General features: G+C 57.1%; 17 protein-coding genes. 16 read left to right on the forward strand and 1 reads right to left on the reverse strand.

Features of this window, described 5'->3' with window-relative positions; all coding sequences use genetic code 11:
- Positions 1-26: 26 nt before the first annotated feature.
- Positions 27-1,550 carry a chromosomal replication initiator protein DnaA gene (dnaA, locus tag L6D63_RS04890; protein ID WP_041073598.1) on the reverse strand — a complete coding sequence of 508 codons (1,524 nt, stop codon included), beginning with the start codon at positions 1,548-1,550 and terminating at the stop codon, positions 27-29.
- Positions 1,551-2,116: 566 nt separating this feature from the next.
- Between dnaA and rpmH the strand changes: the two genes are divergently transcribed.
- The 16 genes from rpmH to atpG all read left to right on the forward strand — a co-directional run bounded on the left by rpmH (position 2,117) and on the right by atpG (position 16,222).
- Positions 2,117-2,251 (forward strand): 50S ribosomal protein L34, encoded by a 135-nt coding sequence (gene rpmH / locus L6D63_RS04895; RefSeq protein WP_003213577.1) that lies wholly within the window; start codon positions 2,117-2,119, stop codon positions 2,249-2,251.
- Positions 2,252-2,267: 16 nt separating this feature from the next.
- On the forward strand, positions 2,268-2,669 hold the full coding sequence (gene rnpA, locus L6D63_RS04900; RefSeq protein WP_011336726.1) for a ribonuclease P protein component: 402 nt from the start codon (positions 2,268-2,270) through the stop codon (positions 2,667-2,669).
- Positions 2,662-2,907, forward strand: a complete 246-nt coding sequence (yidD, locus tag L6D63_RS04905) for a membrane protein insertion efficiency factor YidD (protein WP_080921994.1) — start codon at positions 2,662-2,664, stop codon at positions 2,905-2,907. Before rnpA ends, yidD begins: the two co-directional genes overlap by 8 nt.
- A gap of 2 nt (positions 2,908-2,909) precedes the next feature.
- A complete protein-coding gene (yidC, locus tag L6D63_RS04910; RefSeq protein ID WP_131670801.1) occupies positions 2,910-4,592 on the forward strand; it encodes a membrane protein insertase YidC in 1,683 nt (560 codons plus the stop codon).
- A gap of 81 nt (positions 4,593-4,673) precedes the next feature.
- Entirely contained in the window at positions 4,674-6,044 is a 1,371-nt protein-coding gene (gene mnmE, locus L6D63_RS04915) for a tRNA uridine-5-carboxymethylaminomethyl(34) synthesis GTPase MnmE (protein WP_047297392.1), read from the forward strand.
- Between the two features lie 551 nt (positions 6,045-6,595).
- Positions 6,596-8,494 carry a tRNA uridine-5-carboxymethylaminomethyl(34) synthesis enzyme MnmG gene (gene mnmG / locus L6D63_RS04920; protein WP_131670800.1) on the forward strand — a complete coding sequence of 633 codons (1,899 nt, stop codon included), beginning with the start codon at positions 6,596-6,598 and terminating at the stop codon, positions 8,492-8,494.
- Positions 8,491-9,135, forward strand: coding sequence for a 16S rRNA (guanine(527)-N(7))-methyltransferase RsmG (rsmG, locus tag L6D63_RS04925; RefSeq protein ID WP_131670799.1), 645 nt, complete (start codon positions 8,491-8,493; stop codon positions 9,133-9,135). The genes mnmG and rsmG overlap by 4 nt, the downstream gene beginning before the upstream one ends.
- An 18-nt stretch (positions 9,136-9,153) precedes the next feature.
- Positions 9,154-9,951 carry a ParA family protein gene (locus L6D63_RS04930; protein WP_131670798.1) on the forward strand — a complete coding sequence of 266 codons (798 nt, stop codon included), beginning with the start codon at positions 9,154-9,156 and terminating at the stop codon, positions 9,949-9,951.
- 9 nt (positions 9,952-9,960) lie between these two features.
- Positions 9,961-10,833, forward strand: a complete 873-nt coding sequence (locus tag L6D63_RS04935) for a ParB/RepB/Spo0J family partition protein (protein ID WP_095667937.1) — start codon at positions 9,961-9,963, stop codon at positions 10,831-10,833.
- A 148-nt stretch (positions 10,834-10,981) separates the two neighbouring features.
- Entirely contained in the window at positions 10,982-11,389 is a 408-nt protein-coding gene (locus tag L6D63_RS04940; RefSeq protein WP_003229783.1) for a F0F1 ATP synthase subunit I, read from the forward strand.
- A gap of 16 nt (positions 11,390-11,405) precedes the next feature.
- Positions 11,406-12,275, forward strand: a complete 870-nt coding sequence (gene atpB / locus L6D63_RS04945; protein WP_047297389.1) for a F0F1 ATP synthase subunit A — start codon at positions 11,406-11,408, stop codon at positions 12,273-12,275.
- 133 nt (positions 12,276-12,408) lie between these two features.
- Positions 12,409-12,666: a F0F1 ATP synthase subunit C gene (atpE, locus tag L6D63_RS04950; protein WP_003097235.1), complete on the forward strand. Its 258-nt coding sequence runs from the start codon at positions 12,409-12,411 to the stop codon at positions 12,664-12,666.
- A gap of 59 nt (positions 12,667-12,725) precedes the next feature.
- On the forward strand, positions 12,726-13,196 hold the full coding sequence (locus L6D63_RS04955; protein WP_011336718.1) for a F0F1 ATP synthase subunit B: 471 nt from the start codon (positions 12,726-12,728) through the stop codon (positions 13,194-13,196).
- A 12-nt stretch (positions 13,197-13,208) separates the two neighbouring features.
- Complete coding sequence (locus L6D63_RS04960) at positions 13,209-13,745, forward strand: F0F1 ATP synthase subunit delta (protein ID WP_007911956.1); 537 nt, start codon at positions 13,209-13,211, stop codon at positions 13,743-13,745.
- Positions 13,746-13,766: 21 nt separating this feature from the next.
- The gene (atpA, locus tag L6D63_RS04965; RefSeq protein WP_041073579.1) at positions 13,767-15,311 is read left to right on the forward strand and encodes a F0F1 ATP synthase subunit alpha; all 1,545 of its coding nucleotides are present in this window, start codon (positions 13,767-13,769) and stop codon (positions 15,309-15,311) included.
- 50 nt (positions 15,312-15,361) lie between these two features.
- Positions 15,362-16,222, forward strand: a complete 861-nt coding sequence (atpG, locus tag L6D63_RS04970) for a F0F1 ATP synthase subunit gamma (RefSeq protein WP_007954161.1) — start codon at positions 15,362-15,364, stop codon at positions 16,220-16,222.
- The last annotated feature ends 19 nt before the right edge of the window (positions 16,223-16,241 follow it).

The raw sequence follows: 16,241 nt of genomic DNA on the forward strand, positions 1-16,241 counted from the left end.
GCCTTAATAAGCTGCGCTGGTGTTCATCAAGTGGTCAGTGTACGCAGCAGGTTCTTGTAGTCCTCGCGGATGTCCGCGTCGGATTCCTTAAGTTCGTTGATCTTGCGGCAGGCGTGCAACACCGTCGTGTGGTCGCGACCACCAAACACATCGCCGATTTCCGGCAGGCTGTGGTTGGTCAGCTCCTTGGACAATGCCATGGCCACCTGACGCGGACGTGCCACCGAGCGCGAACGGCGCTTGGACAGCAGGTCGGAAATCTTGATCTTGTAGTACTCGGCGACGGTGCGCTGAATGTTATCCACAGAGACCAGTTTGTCCTGCAGTGCCAACAAGTCCTTCAGGGATTCGCGAATCAATTCGATGGTGATGTCGCGGCCCATGAAGTGCGAGTGAGCGATCACGCGTTTCAGCGCACCTTCCAGCTCGCGGACGTTGGAACGAATGCGCTGGGCAATGAAGAACGCCGCGTCGTGAGGCAACTCGACTTTGGCCTGATCAGCCTTCTTCATCAAGATCGCCACGCGGGTTTCCAGCTCCGGCGGCTCGACGGCAACCGTCAGACCCCAGCCGAAGCGGGACTTGAGGCGCTCTTCAAGGCCTTCGATTTCTTTCGGGTAGCGGTCACTGGTGAGAATGACCTGCTGGCCACCTTCAAGCAGGGCGTTGAAGGTGTGGAAAAACTCTTCCTGGGAACGCTCTTTACGGGCGAAGAACTGAATATCGTCAATCAGCAGAGCGTCCACCGAACGGTAGAAGCGCTTGAACTCGTTGATCGCATTCAGTTGCAGTGCCTTGACCATGTCGGCCACGAAGCGCTCGGAATGCAGGTACACGACCTTGGCATTCGGGTTCTTCTTTAATAGATGGTTGCCCACCGCGTGCATCAAGTGGGTTTTACCCAGGCCGACGCCACCATACAGGAACAGCGGGTTGTAGCCGTGCTTGGGATTATCCGCCACCTGCCAGGCCGCCGCGCGGGCGAGCTGGTTGGACTTGCCTTCGACGAAATTCTCGAAGGTGAAGGTGCGGTTCAGGTAACTGGTGTGCTTGAGCGCGCCTTCGACCTGCACTGTGCGCTGTTCGGCGCGAACCGGGGCCTGTTGCGAGGCGGCACCGGCCATCGGGTCAAAGCTGTCGCGGGACGGCTCTTCACTGACTTCCTCGGTTTTCTGCGTCGAGCGCTTGGCCGGGGCTGCACTTGGAGCGGGGGCTGGCGCACTGGCCGGCGCGGTATTGGCCTGCGCCTGGGATACCTGCGCAGCGGCCAACGGCGCATTAGGCGCGGCACGCGGGGCCGAACTGCGTTTGCTGCCTATTAATAAGGAAAGCGCTGGCGCCATGCCATTGCCGTGCTCATCCAGCAGTTCAAGGACGCGACCGAGGTACTTTTCGTTGACCCAGTCCAGCACAAAACGGTTCGGTGCATAGACGCGCAACTCGTCGCCTTCGGCTTCGACCTGTAGTGGACGGATCCAGGTGTTGAATTGTTGGGCAGGCAGCTCTTCGCGCAAAAGCTCCACGCACTGCTGCCAAAGTTCCACTGACACGGATATCCCCTAAGTTGAAAGCCGGTGAGGCAAAAACAAGCGGCCATTGTAGCGGCGAGCCGTCCACTTATCCACATGCAGGTGGTGTGGCGAGCATGATTAATCAATGCGTTAACCGGGAAAAAGGCGACCAACGGTGTGTGCATAAGCTCTGTGGATAACCGCCTCTGAGAGCACTGGACAACTGGGGGTAGAACTCGGTGGATAACCAGCCTGTGGATAACAGGTCATTCCACGCACAGGTTATCCGATAGCGCAGCACAGGCTGAACACGGTTTTCCACCGTAGTTGTCATTCTCTGTACATTACGCTTTACAAGGCCTGAGCACGGTTATCCACAGAAGAGGGCCGGCATAGCTTTTACAAGCTTTACAGAAAAGCTTTAAATAATTCCCTTCTTTATTTTTATGTCTGGCTAACAGGATTTCGGTTACGTGAGCTCCAGAGATCTATTTATAAGGAAACGCTGGTTGGAAATTGACCTGAAGGCTTGCTTTCTCTAGAATCCCCGGTCTCTTAAAACGGGGGCCATTCCGGCCCGTTGTGGACGAACCAGGTAACACGACATGAAACGTACTTTCCAACCAAGCACTATCAAACGCGCTCGTACCCACGGTTTCCGTGCTCGCATGGCTACCAAGAACGGTCGTGCCGTCCTGTCGCGTCGCCGCGCCAAAGGTCGTGCGCGTCTGGCAGTTTGATAATCCGGCACTGGAGGTGAGTCAGGACTTCAGTCGGGAAAAGCGTCTGCTTACCCCCCGGCATTTCAAGGCAGTCTTTGACTCCCCTACCGGCAAGGTTCCGGGGAAAAATCTCCTGCTCCTTGCGCGCAACAACGATCTTGATCACCCCCGTCTCGGGCTGGTTATCGGGAAAAAGAGCGTAAAGCTCTCCGTTGAGCGCAATCGCCTCAAACGTCTGATGCGCGAATCGTTCCGTCTGCACCAGGATTCTCTGGTCGGCTGGGACATCGTTATCGTCGCGCGCAAAGGTTTGGGCGACGTAGAAAACCCCGAATTGATTCAGCATTTCGGCAAACTCTGGAAGCGCCTGGCCCGTAACAAGCCAGTTCCAGCAGTCAAAACCGAAACTGTAGGGGTAGACAGTCCAGATGCGTAAACTGGCCCTCGTTCCGATCCAGTTTTATCGCTACGCCATTAGTCCTTTGATGGCCAATCACTGTCGTTTCTACCCCAGTTGTTCTTGCTACGCGTATGAAGCCATCGAAAATCATGGCCTTCTGCGCGGTGGCTGGCTGACCTTTCGTCGTTTAGGTCGCTGTCATCCGTGGAATCCCGGTGGTTATGACCCGGTTCCACCTATCCCTACCTCCCGTTCTTCTTCGATGGCCGAGTAATCATGGATATCAAACGCACGATCCTGATCGTCGCCCTGGCAATCGTGTCCTACGTCATGGTTCTTAAATGGAACCAGGATTATGGCCAGGCTGCCCTGCCGACTCAGAATGTTGCTTCCAGTACGACTGCATCCGGTTTGCCGGACACCGTTCCTGGCAATAACGCTTCCGCCAGTGACGATATTCCGCGTGCCGCCAGCGATACCAGCGCACCTGTGGAAACGCCAGTCGCTGCCAGCAAGGATCTGATCCAGGTCAAAACCGACGTGCTCGATCTGGCGATCGATCCACAGGGCGGTGACGTTGCTCAACTGACTTTGCCACTGTATCCACGTCGTCAGGACCGTCCTGATGTGCCGTTTCAACTGTTCGACAACGGCGGCGAGCGTACTTATCTGGCACAAAGTGGCCTGATCGGCACCAACGGTCCGGACGCAAGCCCGGCCGGTCGTCCGGTTTACGCTTCGGAGAAGAAAAGTTATCAACTGGCTGACGGTCAGGACCAACTGGTTGTCGACCTGAAGTTCAGCAAGGACGGCGTCAATTACATCAAGCGTTTCACTCTGAAACGCGGGCTGTATGACGTGACCGTGACCTACCTTGTGGATAACCAGAGCGCTCAGCCTTGGTCGGGTTCGATGTTCGCCCAGCTGAAGCGCGATGCCAGTGCCGACCCTTCGTCGACCACTGCCACCGGCACCGCGACTTACCTGGGCGCTGCCCTATGGACAAGTTCCGAGCCGTACAAGAAAGTGTCCATGAAAGACATGGACAAAGGTCAGCTGAAGGAAACCGTCACCGGTGGCTGGGTAGCCTGGCTGCAACACTACTTCGTGACTGCGTGGGTTGCGCCGAAAGGCGAAAACAACATCGTTCAGACGCGTAAAGACAGTAAAGGCAACTACATCATCGGTTACACCGGTCCTTCGCTGACCGCTGCACCGGGTGCGAGAGTTGAAACCAGCGCCATTCTGTACGCCGGTCCGAAAAGCCAGGCCGTGCTGAAACAGTTGTCCCCAGGTCTGGAACTGACGGTCGACTACGGCATTCTGTGGTTCATCGCTCAACCGATCTTCTGGCTGCTGCAACACATTCACGCGATTGTGGGTAACTGGGGCTGGTCGATTATCTTCCTGACCATGCTGATCAAAGGGATCTTCTTCCCATTGTCGGCCGCCAGCTACAAATCGATGGCGCGCATGCGTGCCGTTGCGCCGAAACTGGCTGCATTGAAAGAGCAACATGGCGATGACCGGCAGAAAATGTCGCAAGCCATGATGGAGCTGTACAAGAAAGAGAAGATCAATCCGCTGGGCGGCTGCTTGCCGATCCTCGTGCAGATGCCGGTTTTCCTTTCGCTGTACTGGGTTCTGCTGGAAAGCGTGGAAATGCGCCAAGCGCCATTCATGCTGTGGATCACTGACCTGTCGATCAAGGATCCGTTCTTCATCCTGCCGATCATCATGGGCGCGACCATGTTCATTCAGCAGCGTCTGAACCCGACTCCACCGGATCCGATGCAGGCGAAGGTGATGAAAATGATGCCAATCATCTTCACCTTCTTCTTCCTGTGGTTCCCGGCTGGTCTGGTGCTGTACTGGGTTGTGAACAACTGCCTGTCGATTGCCCAACAGTGGTACATCACGCGTAAGATCGAAGCGGCGACGAAAAAAGCCGAGGCGTAACTTACTCTGTGGATAACACCACTCAAAACGCCCCCTAGTGGGGCGTTTTGCTATCTGCCACTTTTGTCTGGATTCCGGTTTATGAGCGCACCTCGTGAAACCATCGCCGCTGTCGCCACCGCTCAAGGTCGCGGCGGTGTCGGCATCGTCCGTATTTCCGGGCCGTTGGCCAGCGTCGCAGCCAAAGCCATCAGCGGCCGTGAATTGAAACCGCGTTACGCGCATTACGGTCCGTTTTTCAGTGATGATCAGCAAGTGCTGGACGAAGGACTGGCCCTGTATTTCCCGGGGCCGAACTCGTTCACCGGCGAAGATGTGCTGGAACTGCAGGGCCACGGCGGCCCGATTGTTCTGGACATGTTGCTCAAGCGTTGCCTGGATCTGGGTTGCCGTCTGGCCCGCCCCGGTGAATTCAGCGAGCGCGCGTTCCTCAACGACAAACTCGACCTGGCGCAGGCCGAGGCGATTGCCGATCTGATCGAAGCCAGTTCTGCACAGGCTGCACGCAATGCCTTGCGCTCGCTGCAGGGAGCGTTTTCCCAGCGTGTGCATAACCTCACCGAACAACTGATCGGCCTGCGCATCTACGTGGAAGCTGCCATCGACTTTCCGGAAGAGGAAATCGACTTTCTTGCCGATGGCCATGTGTTGAGCATGCTCGACAAGGTACGCGAAGAGTTATCCACTGTGCTGCGAGAGGCCGGACAGGGTGCCTTGTTGCGCGACGGTATGACCGTGGTGATTGCCGGTCGTCCGAATGCCGGCAAGTCCAGCCTGTTGAATGCCCTGGCTGGCCGCGAAGCCGCGATCGTGACTGAGATCGCCGGTACCACGCGGGACATTCTGCGCGAACATATCCACATTGATGGCATGCCGTTGCACGTGGTGGACACCGCCGGTCTGCGCGATACCGATGATCAGGTGGAAAAGATTGGTGTTGAACGAGCGCTGAAGGCGATCACCGAAGCCGACCGGGTGCTGCTGGTGGTCGATGCCACTGCGCCGGAAGCGGCGGATCCGTTTGCCCTGTGGCCGGAATTCCTCGAAACCCGGCCAGATCCGGCCAAAGTCACCTTGATCCGCAACAAGGCTGACCTGACGGGTGAGACGATTGCCCTGGAAGTCAGTGACGATGGCCACGTGACCATCAGCCTCAGCGCCAAATCCGCCGGCGAAGGTCTGGAATTGCTGCGCGACCACCTCAAGGCCTGCATGGGCTATGAGCAAACCTCGGAAAGCAGCTTCAGTGCCCGTCGCCGCCATCTGGAGGCCCTGCGCCACGCCAGTGCAGCGCTGGAACATGGTCGTGCACAGCTGACGCTGGCGGGCGCCGGTGAACTGCTGGCCGAAGATTTGCGTCAGGCACAGCACTCACTGGGCGAAATCACCGGGGCATTCAGCTCCGATGACCTGCTCGGCCGGATCTTTTCCAGCTTCTGCATCGGTAAATAAGCTCTCTGCTGTAACCAGACAGGCCCATTCGCGGCCTGTCTGCACCCTCATTTCCAATTCCTTTCTCCAGTGCCGGGCAGATTCCCTCTCCCTCAGCGGATTTCCGTCGGCCGTCGTACAGTCGCTCAGCCGATTTCTGTGGATTAAGCCCTGTGAATAACTGCCACTGAGGGCAGTTGATAACAGGGCTCCAAAACTGGATATAACTGCCTCTGTGGATAACAACCCCATTCATCCACAGGCTTAAACCGGTTATCCAAGGGCCTCATTGGCACCTGGTCACAGGGTTTTGAAACGCTGTACATACTGAAATATAAGGCTTGTAGCGATCTATCCACAGAAAGGATGGTCAGTAAGAATAAACATAAAAACAAAGGTTTTATAAATTTCTCTCTTTTTTATTCTTTTGATCTCGAGTTCTCCACAGCTGGTTAAATTTTGTGCAAAGGGTTCTTTAGGAAGGGCGAAGTCCCTATACTTGTCGACCAGGTTCAGAAACCTGATCTCAAACTATTCCTGAATGACCTACTTAAGCAGGCACGAGGTGCGTGGTGGATTTCCCTTCCCGTTTTGAAGTGATCGTCATCGGCGGCGGTCATGCCGGTACCGAGGCAGCACTGGCCTCAGCACGTATGGGGGCAAAAACCCTGTTGCTGACGCATAACGTGGAAACCCTCGGTGCCATGAGCTGCAACCCGGCCATCGGTGGCATTGGCAAAAGCCATCTGGTCAAGGAAATCGATGCCCTCGGCGGCGCGATGGCCGTGGCTACCGACCTGGGTGGCATCCAGTTTCGCGTGTTGAACAGCCGTAAAGGCCCGGCCGTGCGTGCGACCCGTGCCCAGGCGGACCGGATTCTGTACAAGGCCGCTGTCCGCGAAATCCTGGAAAACCAGCCGAACCTGTGGATATTTCAACAGGCTGCTGACGACTTGATCGTCGAGCAGGAACAAGTGCGTGGTGTGGTCACACAAATGGGTCTGCGCTTCTTCGCCGATTCCGTGGTACTGACCACCGGAACGTTCCTCGGTGGACTTATCCACATTGGTTTGCAGAACTTCTCCGGCGGTCGTGCAGGTGATCCGCCATCGATTGCCCTCGCACATCGTCTGCGTGAACTGCCGCTGCGTGTCGGTCGCCTGAAAACCGGTACGCCACCGCGTATCGATGGCAAGTCTGTGGATTTCTCGGTGATGACCGAGCAACCAGGCGATACGCCGATCCCGGTGATGTCGTTCATGGGCAACAAGGAACAGCATCCACGCCAGGTCAGTTGCTGGATTACTCACACCAACGCCCGCACCCACGAAATCATTGCGGCGAACCTCGACCGTTCGCCGATGTATTCCGCTGCCGGCGAGATCGAGGGCGTCGGCCCGCGTTACTGCCCATCGATCGAAGACAAGATTCATCGCTTTGCCGACAAGGAAAGCCATCAGGTGTTCATCGAGCCGGAAGGCCTGACCACCCATGAGCTGTACCCGAACGGGATATCCACAAGCTTGCCGTTCGACGTGCAATTGCAGATCGTGCAATCGATTCGCGGCATGGAAAACGCACACATCGTGCGTCCGGGTTATGCGATCGAGTACGACTACTTCGATCCGCGCGACCTGAAGTACAGCCTGGAAACCAAAGTCATCGGCGGTCTGTTCTTCGCCGGGCAAATCAACGGCACCACCGGTTACGAAGAAGCCGGTGCGCAAGGTTTGCTCGCCGGGGCCAACGCTGCGCTGCGCGCCAAGGGCAAAGAAGCCTGGTGCCCGCGCCGCGATGAGGCGTACATCGGCGTACTGGTCGACGACCTGATCACCCTCGGTACCCAAGAGCCGTACCGCATGTTCACTTCCCGTGCCGAGTATCGCCTGATCCTGCGTGAAGACAACGCCGACCTGCGTCTGACCGAAAAAGGCCGCGAACTGGGTCTGGTCGATGACGCGCGTTGGGCGGCGTTCTGCAAGAAGCGCGAAAACATCGAACTGGAAGAGCAGCGCCTGAAAAGCACCTGGGTTCGCCCGGGCACGCAGCAGGGCGATGCGATTGCGGAAAAATTCGGCACACCGCTGACTCACGAATACAACTTGCTCAACCTCTTGAGCCGTCCGGAAATCGACTACGCTGGTCTGGTCGAAGTGACCGGGCAGGGCGCCGAAGATCCACAGGTCGCCGAACAGGTTGAAATCAAGACCAAATACGCCGGTTACATCGACCGTCAACAGGACGAAATCGCCCGTCTGCGCGCCAGTGAAGACACGAAACTGCCTGTGGATATCGATTACACCAACATTTCCGGTCTCTCCAAGGAGATCCAGAGCAAGCTCGGTGCGACGCGTCCGGAGACGCTCGGCCAGGCTTCGCGGATTCCGGGCGTGACCCCGGCAGCGATTTCGCTGTTGATGATTCATTTGAAAAAACGCGGCGCGGGCCGTCAGTTGGAGCAAAGCGCTTGAGTTCTAAGGTCACTTCGCAACACGCCGAAGAGTTATCCACAGGAGCCCGCGCGCTCGGTGTCAATCTCAGTGCAGCCCAGCACGAATTGCTGCTGGGTTACCTGGCCCTGTTGATCAAATGGAACCAGGCCTACAACCTGACTGCAGTGCGCGACCCGGACGAGATGGTCTCGCGGCATCTGCTCGACAGTCTGAGCGTGATGTCGTTTATCGAAGACGGTCGCTGGCTCGACGTCGGCAGCGGCGGCGGCATGCCGGGGATCCCGTTGGCGATCCTGTATCCGGACTCGCAAGTGACTTGTCTGGACAGTAACGGCAAGAAAACCCGCTTCCTGACTCAGGTCAAACTCGAACTCAAACTGGATAACCTGCAAGTTATCCACAGTCGTGTCGAAGCTTTCCAGCCTGCTCAGCCATTTAACGGGATCATCTCCCGGGCGTTCAGCAGCATGGAGAACTTCACCAACTGGACTCGCCATCTGGGCGATGCCGACACGCGCTGGCTGGCAATGAAGGGCGTTCATCCGGCCGATGAGCTGGTAGCATTGCCGGCAGACTTCAAACTCGATAGCGAACACGCCCTGGCCGTCCCCGGTTGCCAAGGCCAACGCCATCTGCTGATACTGCGCCGCACGGCATGATTGGGAACACAAGCAAGAATGGCTAAGGTATTCGCGATAGCGAACCAGAAGGGTGGTGTGGGCAAAACCACCACCTGTATCAACCTCGCAGCATCCCTGGTCGCGACCAAGCGCCGGGTGTTGTTGATCGATCTCGATCCACAGGGCAACGCCACCATGGGTAGCGGTGTGGATAAACATGGCCTGGAAAACTCGGTCTACGACCTGCTGATCGGCGAATGCGATCTGGCCCAGGCCATGCACTTCTCGGAACATGGCGGTTATCAACTGCTGCCGGCCAACCGGGATCTGACGGCGGCCGAAGTGGTGCTGCTGGAGATGCAGATGAAGGAAAGCCGTCTGCGCAGCGCGCTGGCGCCGATCCGTGAAAACTACGATTACATTTTGATCGACTGCCCGCCGTCGCTGTCGATGCTCACCCTGAACGCACTGGTCGCTGCTGACGGGGTGATTATCCCCATGCAGTGCGAATATTTTGCGCTCGAAGGCTTGAGCGACCTTGTGGATAACATCAAGCGCATCGCCGAACTGCTGAACCCCAACCTCAAGGTCGAAGGTTTGCTGCGCACCATGTACGACCCGCGGCTGAGTCTGATGAACGATGTTTCGGCGCAGCTCAAGGAACACTTTGGCGAACAGCTGTACGACACAGTGATCCCGCGCAACATCCGTCTGGCCGAAGCGCCGAGCTACGGTATGCCGGCACTGGCCTACGACAAGCAATCGCGCGGCGCGCTGGCCTATCTGGCCCTGGCGGGCGAAATGGTTCGCCGTCAGCGCAAAAATTCACGCATCGCCACTGCCCAGCCAACTTAAGGAATCCCCATGGCCGTCAAGAAACGAGGTCTCGGACGTGGACTGGATGCACTGCTGAGTGGTCCGACCGTCAGCGCGCTGGAAGAACAGGCGGCGCAGGCCGATACCCGTGAACTGCAACACCTGCCTCTGGATCTGCTGCAGCGCGGCAAATACCAGCCACGCCGCGACATGGACCCGCAGGCACTGGAAGAGCTGGCGTCGTCGATCAAGGCGCAAGGCGTGATGCAGCCGATCGTGGTGCGCCCGATTGGCGGCGGCCGCTTCGAAATCATCGCCGGTGAACGCCGCTGGCGCGCCAGCCAGCAGGCCGGCCAGGAAACCATCCCGGCGATGGTCCGTGATGTGCCGGATGAAACCGCGATCGCCATTGCGCTGATCGAGAACATCCAGCGTGAAGACCTGAACCCGATCGAAGAAGCCGTCGCCTTGCAGCGTCTGCAGCAGGAATTCCAGCTCACACAACAACAGGTGGCCGAGGCTGTGGGTAAGTCCCGCGTGACTGTGGCTAACCTGTTGCGACTTATTGCACTGCCGGAAGTCATCAAGACCATGCTGTCCCACGGTGACCTGGAAATGGGTCATGCCCGTGCTTTGCTCGGTCTGCCGGACAATCAGCAGGTGGAAGGGGCGCGACATGTTGTCGCACGCGGCCTGACTGTGCGCCAAACTGAGGCACTGGTTCGCCAGTGGTTGAGTGGCAAACCGGAGCCTGTGGAAGCGCCCAAACCCGACCCGGATATCGCCCGGCTCGAACAGCGTCTGGCCGAGCGCCTAGGCTCTGCGGTGCAGATCCGCCACGGGAAGAAGGGAAAAGGTCAGTTGGTGATCGGTTACAACTCCCTCGATGAGCTTCAAGGTGTGCTCGCACACATCCGCTGAAACATTTCCTCATGTAGCGCGCAGTCGGAAATCACTACCTGACAGTTGAATAGGGGCAGAACCGCCCCTATACTCTGCGCGCATTTTGTCGGCACAAATTATGCCAAGTTATTGAATTTCGGCAGCCGGCCATTGGAGAGCAAACGTGATGGAAACCCGCAAGCCAAACCGCCTGCCGTTCCATCGCCTGGCGGTTTTTCCGGTGTTGATGGCTCAATTTGTCATTTTGCTCATTGCCGCTTTGGCGCTCTGGCAATGGCATGGAGTCGTTGCCGGATACTCGGGACTTTGCGGAGGCCTGATAGCCTTGCTGCCCAATGTTTATTTCGCTCACAAGGCATTTCGGTTTTCCGGCGCCCGAGCAGCCCAGTCCATCGTCCGGTCATTTTATGCCGGCGAGGCAGGCAAACTGATTTTGACGGCAGTGCTGTTTGCACTGGTGTTTGCAGGTGTGAAGCCATTGGCGCCGATCGCAGTATTCGGCGCTTTCGTGCTGACTCAGTCGGTCAGCTGGTTCGCTCCCCTGCTGATGAGAACAAGACTTTCGAGACCTTAGGGCGTTTGAGGCAACCATGGCAGAAACAACCGCTTCGGGCTATATCCAGCACCACTTGCAGAACCTGACCTTCGGTCAGCTACCTAACGGCGGCTGGGGCTTTGCCCATTCCGCAGCAGAAGCCAAGGAAATGGGCTTCTGGGCTTTCCACGTCGATACCCTCGGCTGGTCGGTCGCGCTGGGTCTGATCTTCGTTTTTCTTTTCCGCATGGCGGCAAAGAAAGCGACTTCGGGTCAGCCGGGTGCTTTGCAGAACTTCGTTGAAGTATTGGTCGAATTCGTCGATGGCAGCGTGAAAGACAGCTTCCATGGCCGGAGCCCGGTGATTGCACCGCTGGCACTGACCATCTTCGTCTGGGTGTTCCTGATGAACGCCGTCGACCTGGTACCGGTCGACTGGATTCCTCAGCTGGCCATCCTGATTTCCGGTGACCACCACATCCCGTTCCGCGCCGTGTCGACCACTGACCCGAACGCGACCCTGGGCATGGCGTTCTCGGTTTTCGCACTGATCATTTTCTACAGCATCAAGGTCAAGGGCATCGGCGGTTTCATCGGCGAACTCACCCTGCACCCGTTCGGCAGCAAGAACATCTTCGTTCAGGCCCTGCTGATCCCGGTGAACTTCCTGCTGGAATTCGTGACCCTGATCGCCAAGCCGATCTCTCTGGCCCTGCGTCTGTTCGGCAACATGTATGCCGGCGAGCTGGTGTTCATTCTGATCGCTGTGATGTTCGGCAGCGGCCTGCTCTGGCTGAGCGGCCTGGGCGTTGTTCTGCAGTGGGCGTGGGCTGTGTTCCACATCCTGATCATCACCCTGCAGGCGTTCATCTTCATGATGCTGACCATCGTCTACCTGTCGATGGCGCACGAAGAAAACCATTAAGAGCAGCCTCGGCTGATCTGATGTCCCTCCCGGTCAAACGGGAGGGGGCTCTTAACCGGGCCTCTGAAACGATTTGTTTTACCGCTTTAATCTAAAAAACCTAAACCATACGACGTAAAAGTCGGGAGGAAAGATGGAAACTGTAGTTGGTCTAACCGCTATCGCTGTTGCACTGTTGATCGGCCTGGGCGCACTGGGTACCGCAATTGGTTTCGGCCTGCTGGGCGGCAAGTTCCTGGAAGGCGCAGCGCGTCAGCCAGAAATGGTTCCAATGCTGCAAGTTAAAATGTTCATCGTTGCCGGTCTGCTCGACGCCGTAACCATGATCGGTGTTGGTATCGCTCTGTTCTTCACCTTTGCGAACCCGTTCGTTGGTCAGATCGCTGGCTAATTACCCGGATTCTTCCGAGTAATTTGATGTGATGGACAACGTAACTGCGAGGTGTTGGCGTGAACATTAATGCGACCCTGATTGGCCAGTCCGTTGCGTTCCTGATTTTTGTACTGTTCTGCATGAAGTTCGTATGGCCTCCGGTCATTGCGGCACTGCACGAACGTCAAAAGAAGATCGCTGATGGTCTGGACGCTGCCAGCCGAGCAGCTCGCGACCTGGAGTTGGCCCAAGAGAAAGCGGGTCAGCAACTGCGCGAAGCGAAAGCTCAGGCAGCTGAAATCATCGAGCAAGCCAAGAAACGCGGTAACCAGATCGTTGAAGAGGCTGTTGAAAAAGCCCGTATCGACGCTGACCGTGTGAAGGTTCAGGCTCAAGCCGAGATCGAACAGGAACTGAACAGTGTCAAAGACAAGCTGCGCGCCCAAGTGGGCTTGCTGGCTGTCGGCGGCGCCGAGAAGATCCTGGGTGCCACAATCGATCAAAACGCGCACGCAGAGCTGGTTAACCAACTGGCTGCTGAAATCTAAGCGAGGGCGATCATGGCAGAACTGACCACGTTGGCCCGACCTTACGCTAAGGCGGCCTTCGAGCACGCTCAGGCCCACCAGCAACTGGCCAATTGGTCAGCCATGCTCGGCCTGGCAGCAGCGGTGTCGCAAGACGACACCATGCAGCGCGTGCTCAAGGCCCCGCGACTGACGAGCGCAGAAAAGGCCGCCACGTTCATTGACGTGTGCGGCGACAAGTTCGATGCCAAGGCACAGAATTTCATCAATGTCGTTGCCGAAAACGACCGTCTCCCGCTTCTGCCGGAGATCGCCGCTCTTTTCGACCTGTACAAGGCCGAACAAGAGAAATCGGTAGACGTTGAAGTGACCAGTGCTTTTGCATTGAACCAAGAACAGCAAGACAAACTCGCCAAGGTTCTCAGTGCACGACTCAACCGGGAAGTGCGCCTGCAAGTTGCGGAGGATGCTGCCCTTATAGGTGGTGTCGTTATCCGCGCCGGCGACCTGGTTATCGATGGCTCGATTCGCGGCAAAATCGCGAAACTTGCCGAAGCATTGAAATCTTGAGTTTGAAGGGGCAGCAGAGCAATGCAGCAACTCAATCCTTCCGAAATAAGTGAAATTATCAAGGGCCGCATCGAAAAGCTCGATGTGACCTCCCAAGCCCGTAACGAAGGCACTGTCGTCAGCGTATCTGACGGCATCGTGCGGATTCACGGTCTGGCCGACGTCATGTACGGCGAGATGATCGAGTTTCCGGGCGGCGTCTACGGTATGGCTCTCAACCTGGAGCAAGACTCCGTAGGTGCCGTTGTACTGGGCGCATACACCAGTCTGGCTGAAGGCATGAGCGCCAAGTGCACCGGCCGCATCCTCGAAGTTCCGGTAGGTAAGGAACTGCTGGGTCGCGTAGTCGACGCACTGGGTAACCCTGTTGACGGCAAAGGTCCACTGGGCAACACCGAGACCGACGCGGTCGAGAAAGTTGCACCGGGCGTGATCTGGCGTAAGTCGGTAGACCAGCCTGTACAGACTGGCTACAAGGCTGTCGATGCCATGATCCCTGTCGGCCGTGGCCAGCGTGAGCTGATCATCGGTGACCGTCAGATCGGTAAAACCGCTCTGGCGATCGACGCGATCATCAACCAGAAAGACAGCGGCATTTTCTGCGTCTACGTGGCAATCGGTCAGAAGCAATCGACCATCGCCAACGTGGTTCGCAAGCTGGAAGAAAACGGTGCACTGGCTAACACCATCATCGTTGCAGCGAGCGCTTCGGAATCTGCAGCACTGCAATTCCTGGCTCCGTACTCCGGTTGCACCATGGGTGAATTCTTCCGCGACCGCGGTGAAGACGCGCTGATCGTTTATGACGATCTGTCCAAGCAAGCAGTGGCTTACCGCCAGATTTCCCTGCTGCTGCGCCGTCCACCAGGCCGTGAAGCTTACCCAGGCGACGTGTTCTATCTCCACTCCCGTCTGCTGGAGCGCGCATCCCGCGTTTCGGAAGAGTACGTAGAGAAGTTCACCAACGGCGCAGTGACCGGCAAAACCGGTTCCCTGACCGCACTGCCGATCATCGAAACCCAGGCTGGCGACGTTTCCGCGTTCGTTCCGACCAACGTGATTTCCATCACCGACGGTCAGATCTTCCTGGAATCGGCCATGTTCAACTCGGGCATCCGTCCTGCAGTGAACGCCGGTGTTTCGGTATCCCGTGTGGGTGGTGCCGCTCAGACCAAGATCATCAAGAAGCTGTCCGGTGGTATCCGTACCGCTCTGGCTCAGTACCGTGAACTGGCAGCATTCGCCCAGTTCGCTTCTGACCTGGACGAAGCGACCCGCAAGCAACTTGAGCATGGTCAGCGCGTTACCGAGCTGATGAAGCAGAAGCAATACGCACCGATGTCGATCGCTGACATGGCGCTGTCGCTGTATGCCGCTGAGCGTGGGTTCCTGACTGACATTGAAATCGCCAAGATCGGCAGCTTCGAACAAGCGCTGATTGCTTTCTTCAACCGCGATCACGCCGATTTGATGGCCAAGATCAACGTTAAAGGTGACTTCAATGACGAAATCGACGCTGGCCTCAAAGCCGGTATCGAGAAGTTCAAGGCCACCCAAACCTGGTAAGCCGCAGCGGGAGCCGCAAGGCTCCCGCTTGCTAACCTGATAGGTGTTACATGGCAGGCGCAAAAGAGATTCGCAGTAAGATTGCGAGCATCAAAAGCACGCAAAAAATTACCAGCGCCATGGAAAAAGTGGCGGTCAGCAAAATGCGCAAGGCACAAATGCGCATGGCTGCTAGCCGTCCTTATGCGGAACGTATCCGCCAGGTAATTGGGCATCTGGCCAACGCCAACCCGGAATACCGCCACCCGTTCATGATCGACCGTGAAGTAAAGCGCGTCGGTTATGTCGTAGTGAGCAGTGACCGTGGTCTGTGCGGCGGCTTGAACACCAACCTGTTCAAGGCCCTGGTCAAGGACATGGCGGTAAACCGCGAAAACGGCGTCGAGATTGATCTGTGTGTTGTTGGTAGCAAGGGTGCGGCCTTTTTCCGCAACTTCGGCGGTAACGTCGTTGCAGCTATCAGCCACCTGGGTGAAGAGCCGTCGATCAATGATCTGATCGGCAGCGTCAAGGTGATGCTGGATGCCTACCTGGACGGCCGTATTGACCGCCTGTCCGTGGTATCCAACAAGTTCATCAACACCATGACGCAACAGCCTACCGTGGAGCAGTTGATTCCACTGGTGGCGACCCCGGATCAAGAACTCAAGCACCACTGGGACTACCTCTACGAACCAGACGCCAAAGAGCTGCTAGACGGCTTGATGGTGCGCTACGTGGAGTCGCAGGTGTACCAGGCGGTGGTCGAGAACAACGCGGCCGAACAAGCTGCGCGGATGATCGCGATGAAGAACGCTACCGACAACGCCGGTGATTTGATCAGCGATTTGCAGCTGATCTACAACAAGGCGCGTCAGGCTGCGATCACCCAAGAGATCTCGGAAATCGTCGGCGGCGCTGCCGCGGTTTAACGGTTCAAATATTCAGAGG

The sequence above is a fragment of the Pseudomonas parakoreensis genome, from assembly GCF_021602155.1.
Lineage (GTDB): Bacteria > Pseudomonadota > Gammaproteobacteria > Pseudomonadales > Pseudomonadaceae > Aquipseudomonas > Aquipseudomonas parakoreensis.

What these genes read in the sequence shown, in the direction of transcription:
- L6D63_RS04935 (WP_095667937.1), top strand. Translation starts at nt 9,961, where the DNA reads ATGGCCGTCAAGAAACGAGGTCTCGGACGTGGACTGGATGCACTGCTG.
- rpmH (WP_003213577.1), top strand. Translation starts at nt 2,117, where the DNA reads ATGAAACGTACTTTCCAACCAAGCACTATCAAACGCGCTCGTACCCAC.
- mnmE (WP_047297392.1), top strand. Translation starts at nt 4,674, where the DNA reads ATGAGCGCACCTCGTGAAACCATCGCCGCTGTCGCCACCGCTCAAGGT.
- L6D63_RS04960 (WP_007911956.1), top strand. Translation starts at nt 13,209, where the DNA reads ATGGCAGAACTGACCACGTTGGCCCGACCTTACGCTAAGGCGGCCTTC.
- L6D63_RS04930 (WP_131670798.1), top strand. Translation starts at nt 9,154, where the DNA reads ATGGCTAAGGTATTCGCGATAGCGAACCAGAAGGGTGGTGTGGGCAAA.
- atpE (WP_003097235.1), top strand. Translation starts at nt 12,409, where the DNA reads ATGGAAACTGTAGTTGGTCTAACCGCTATCGCTGTTGCACTGTTGATC.
- L6D63_RS04940 (WP_003229783.1), top strand. Translation starts at nt 10,982, where the DNA reads ATGGAAACCCGCAAGCCAAACCGCCTGCCGTTCCATCGCCTGGCGGTT.
- atpB (WP_047297389.1), top strand. Translation starts at nt 11,406, where the DNA reads ATGGCAGAAACAACCGCTTCGGGCTATATCCAGCACCACTTGCAGAAC.
- atpA (WP_041073579.1), top strand. Translation starts at nt 13,767, where the DNA reads ATGCAGCAACTCAATCCTTCCGAAATAAGTGAAATTATCAAGGGCCGC.
- yidD (WP_080921994.1), top strand. Translation starts at nt 2,662, where the DNA reads ATGCGTAAACTGGCCCTCGTTCCGATCCAGTTTTATCGCTACGCCATT.
- atpG (WP_007954161.1), top strand. Translation starts at nt 15,362, where the DNA reads ATGGCAGGCGCAAAAGAGATTCGCAGTAAGATTGCGAGCATCAAAAGC.
- yidC (WP_131670801.1), top strand. Translation starts at nt 2,910, where the DNA reads ATGGATATCAAACGCACGATCCTGATCGTCGCCCTGGCAATCGTGTCC.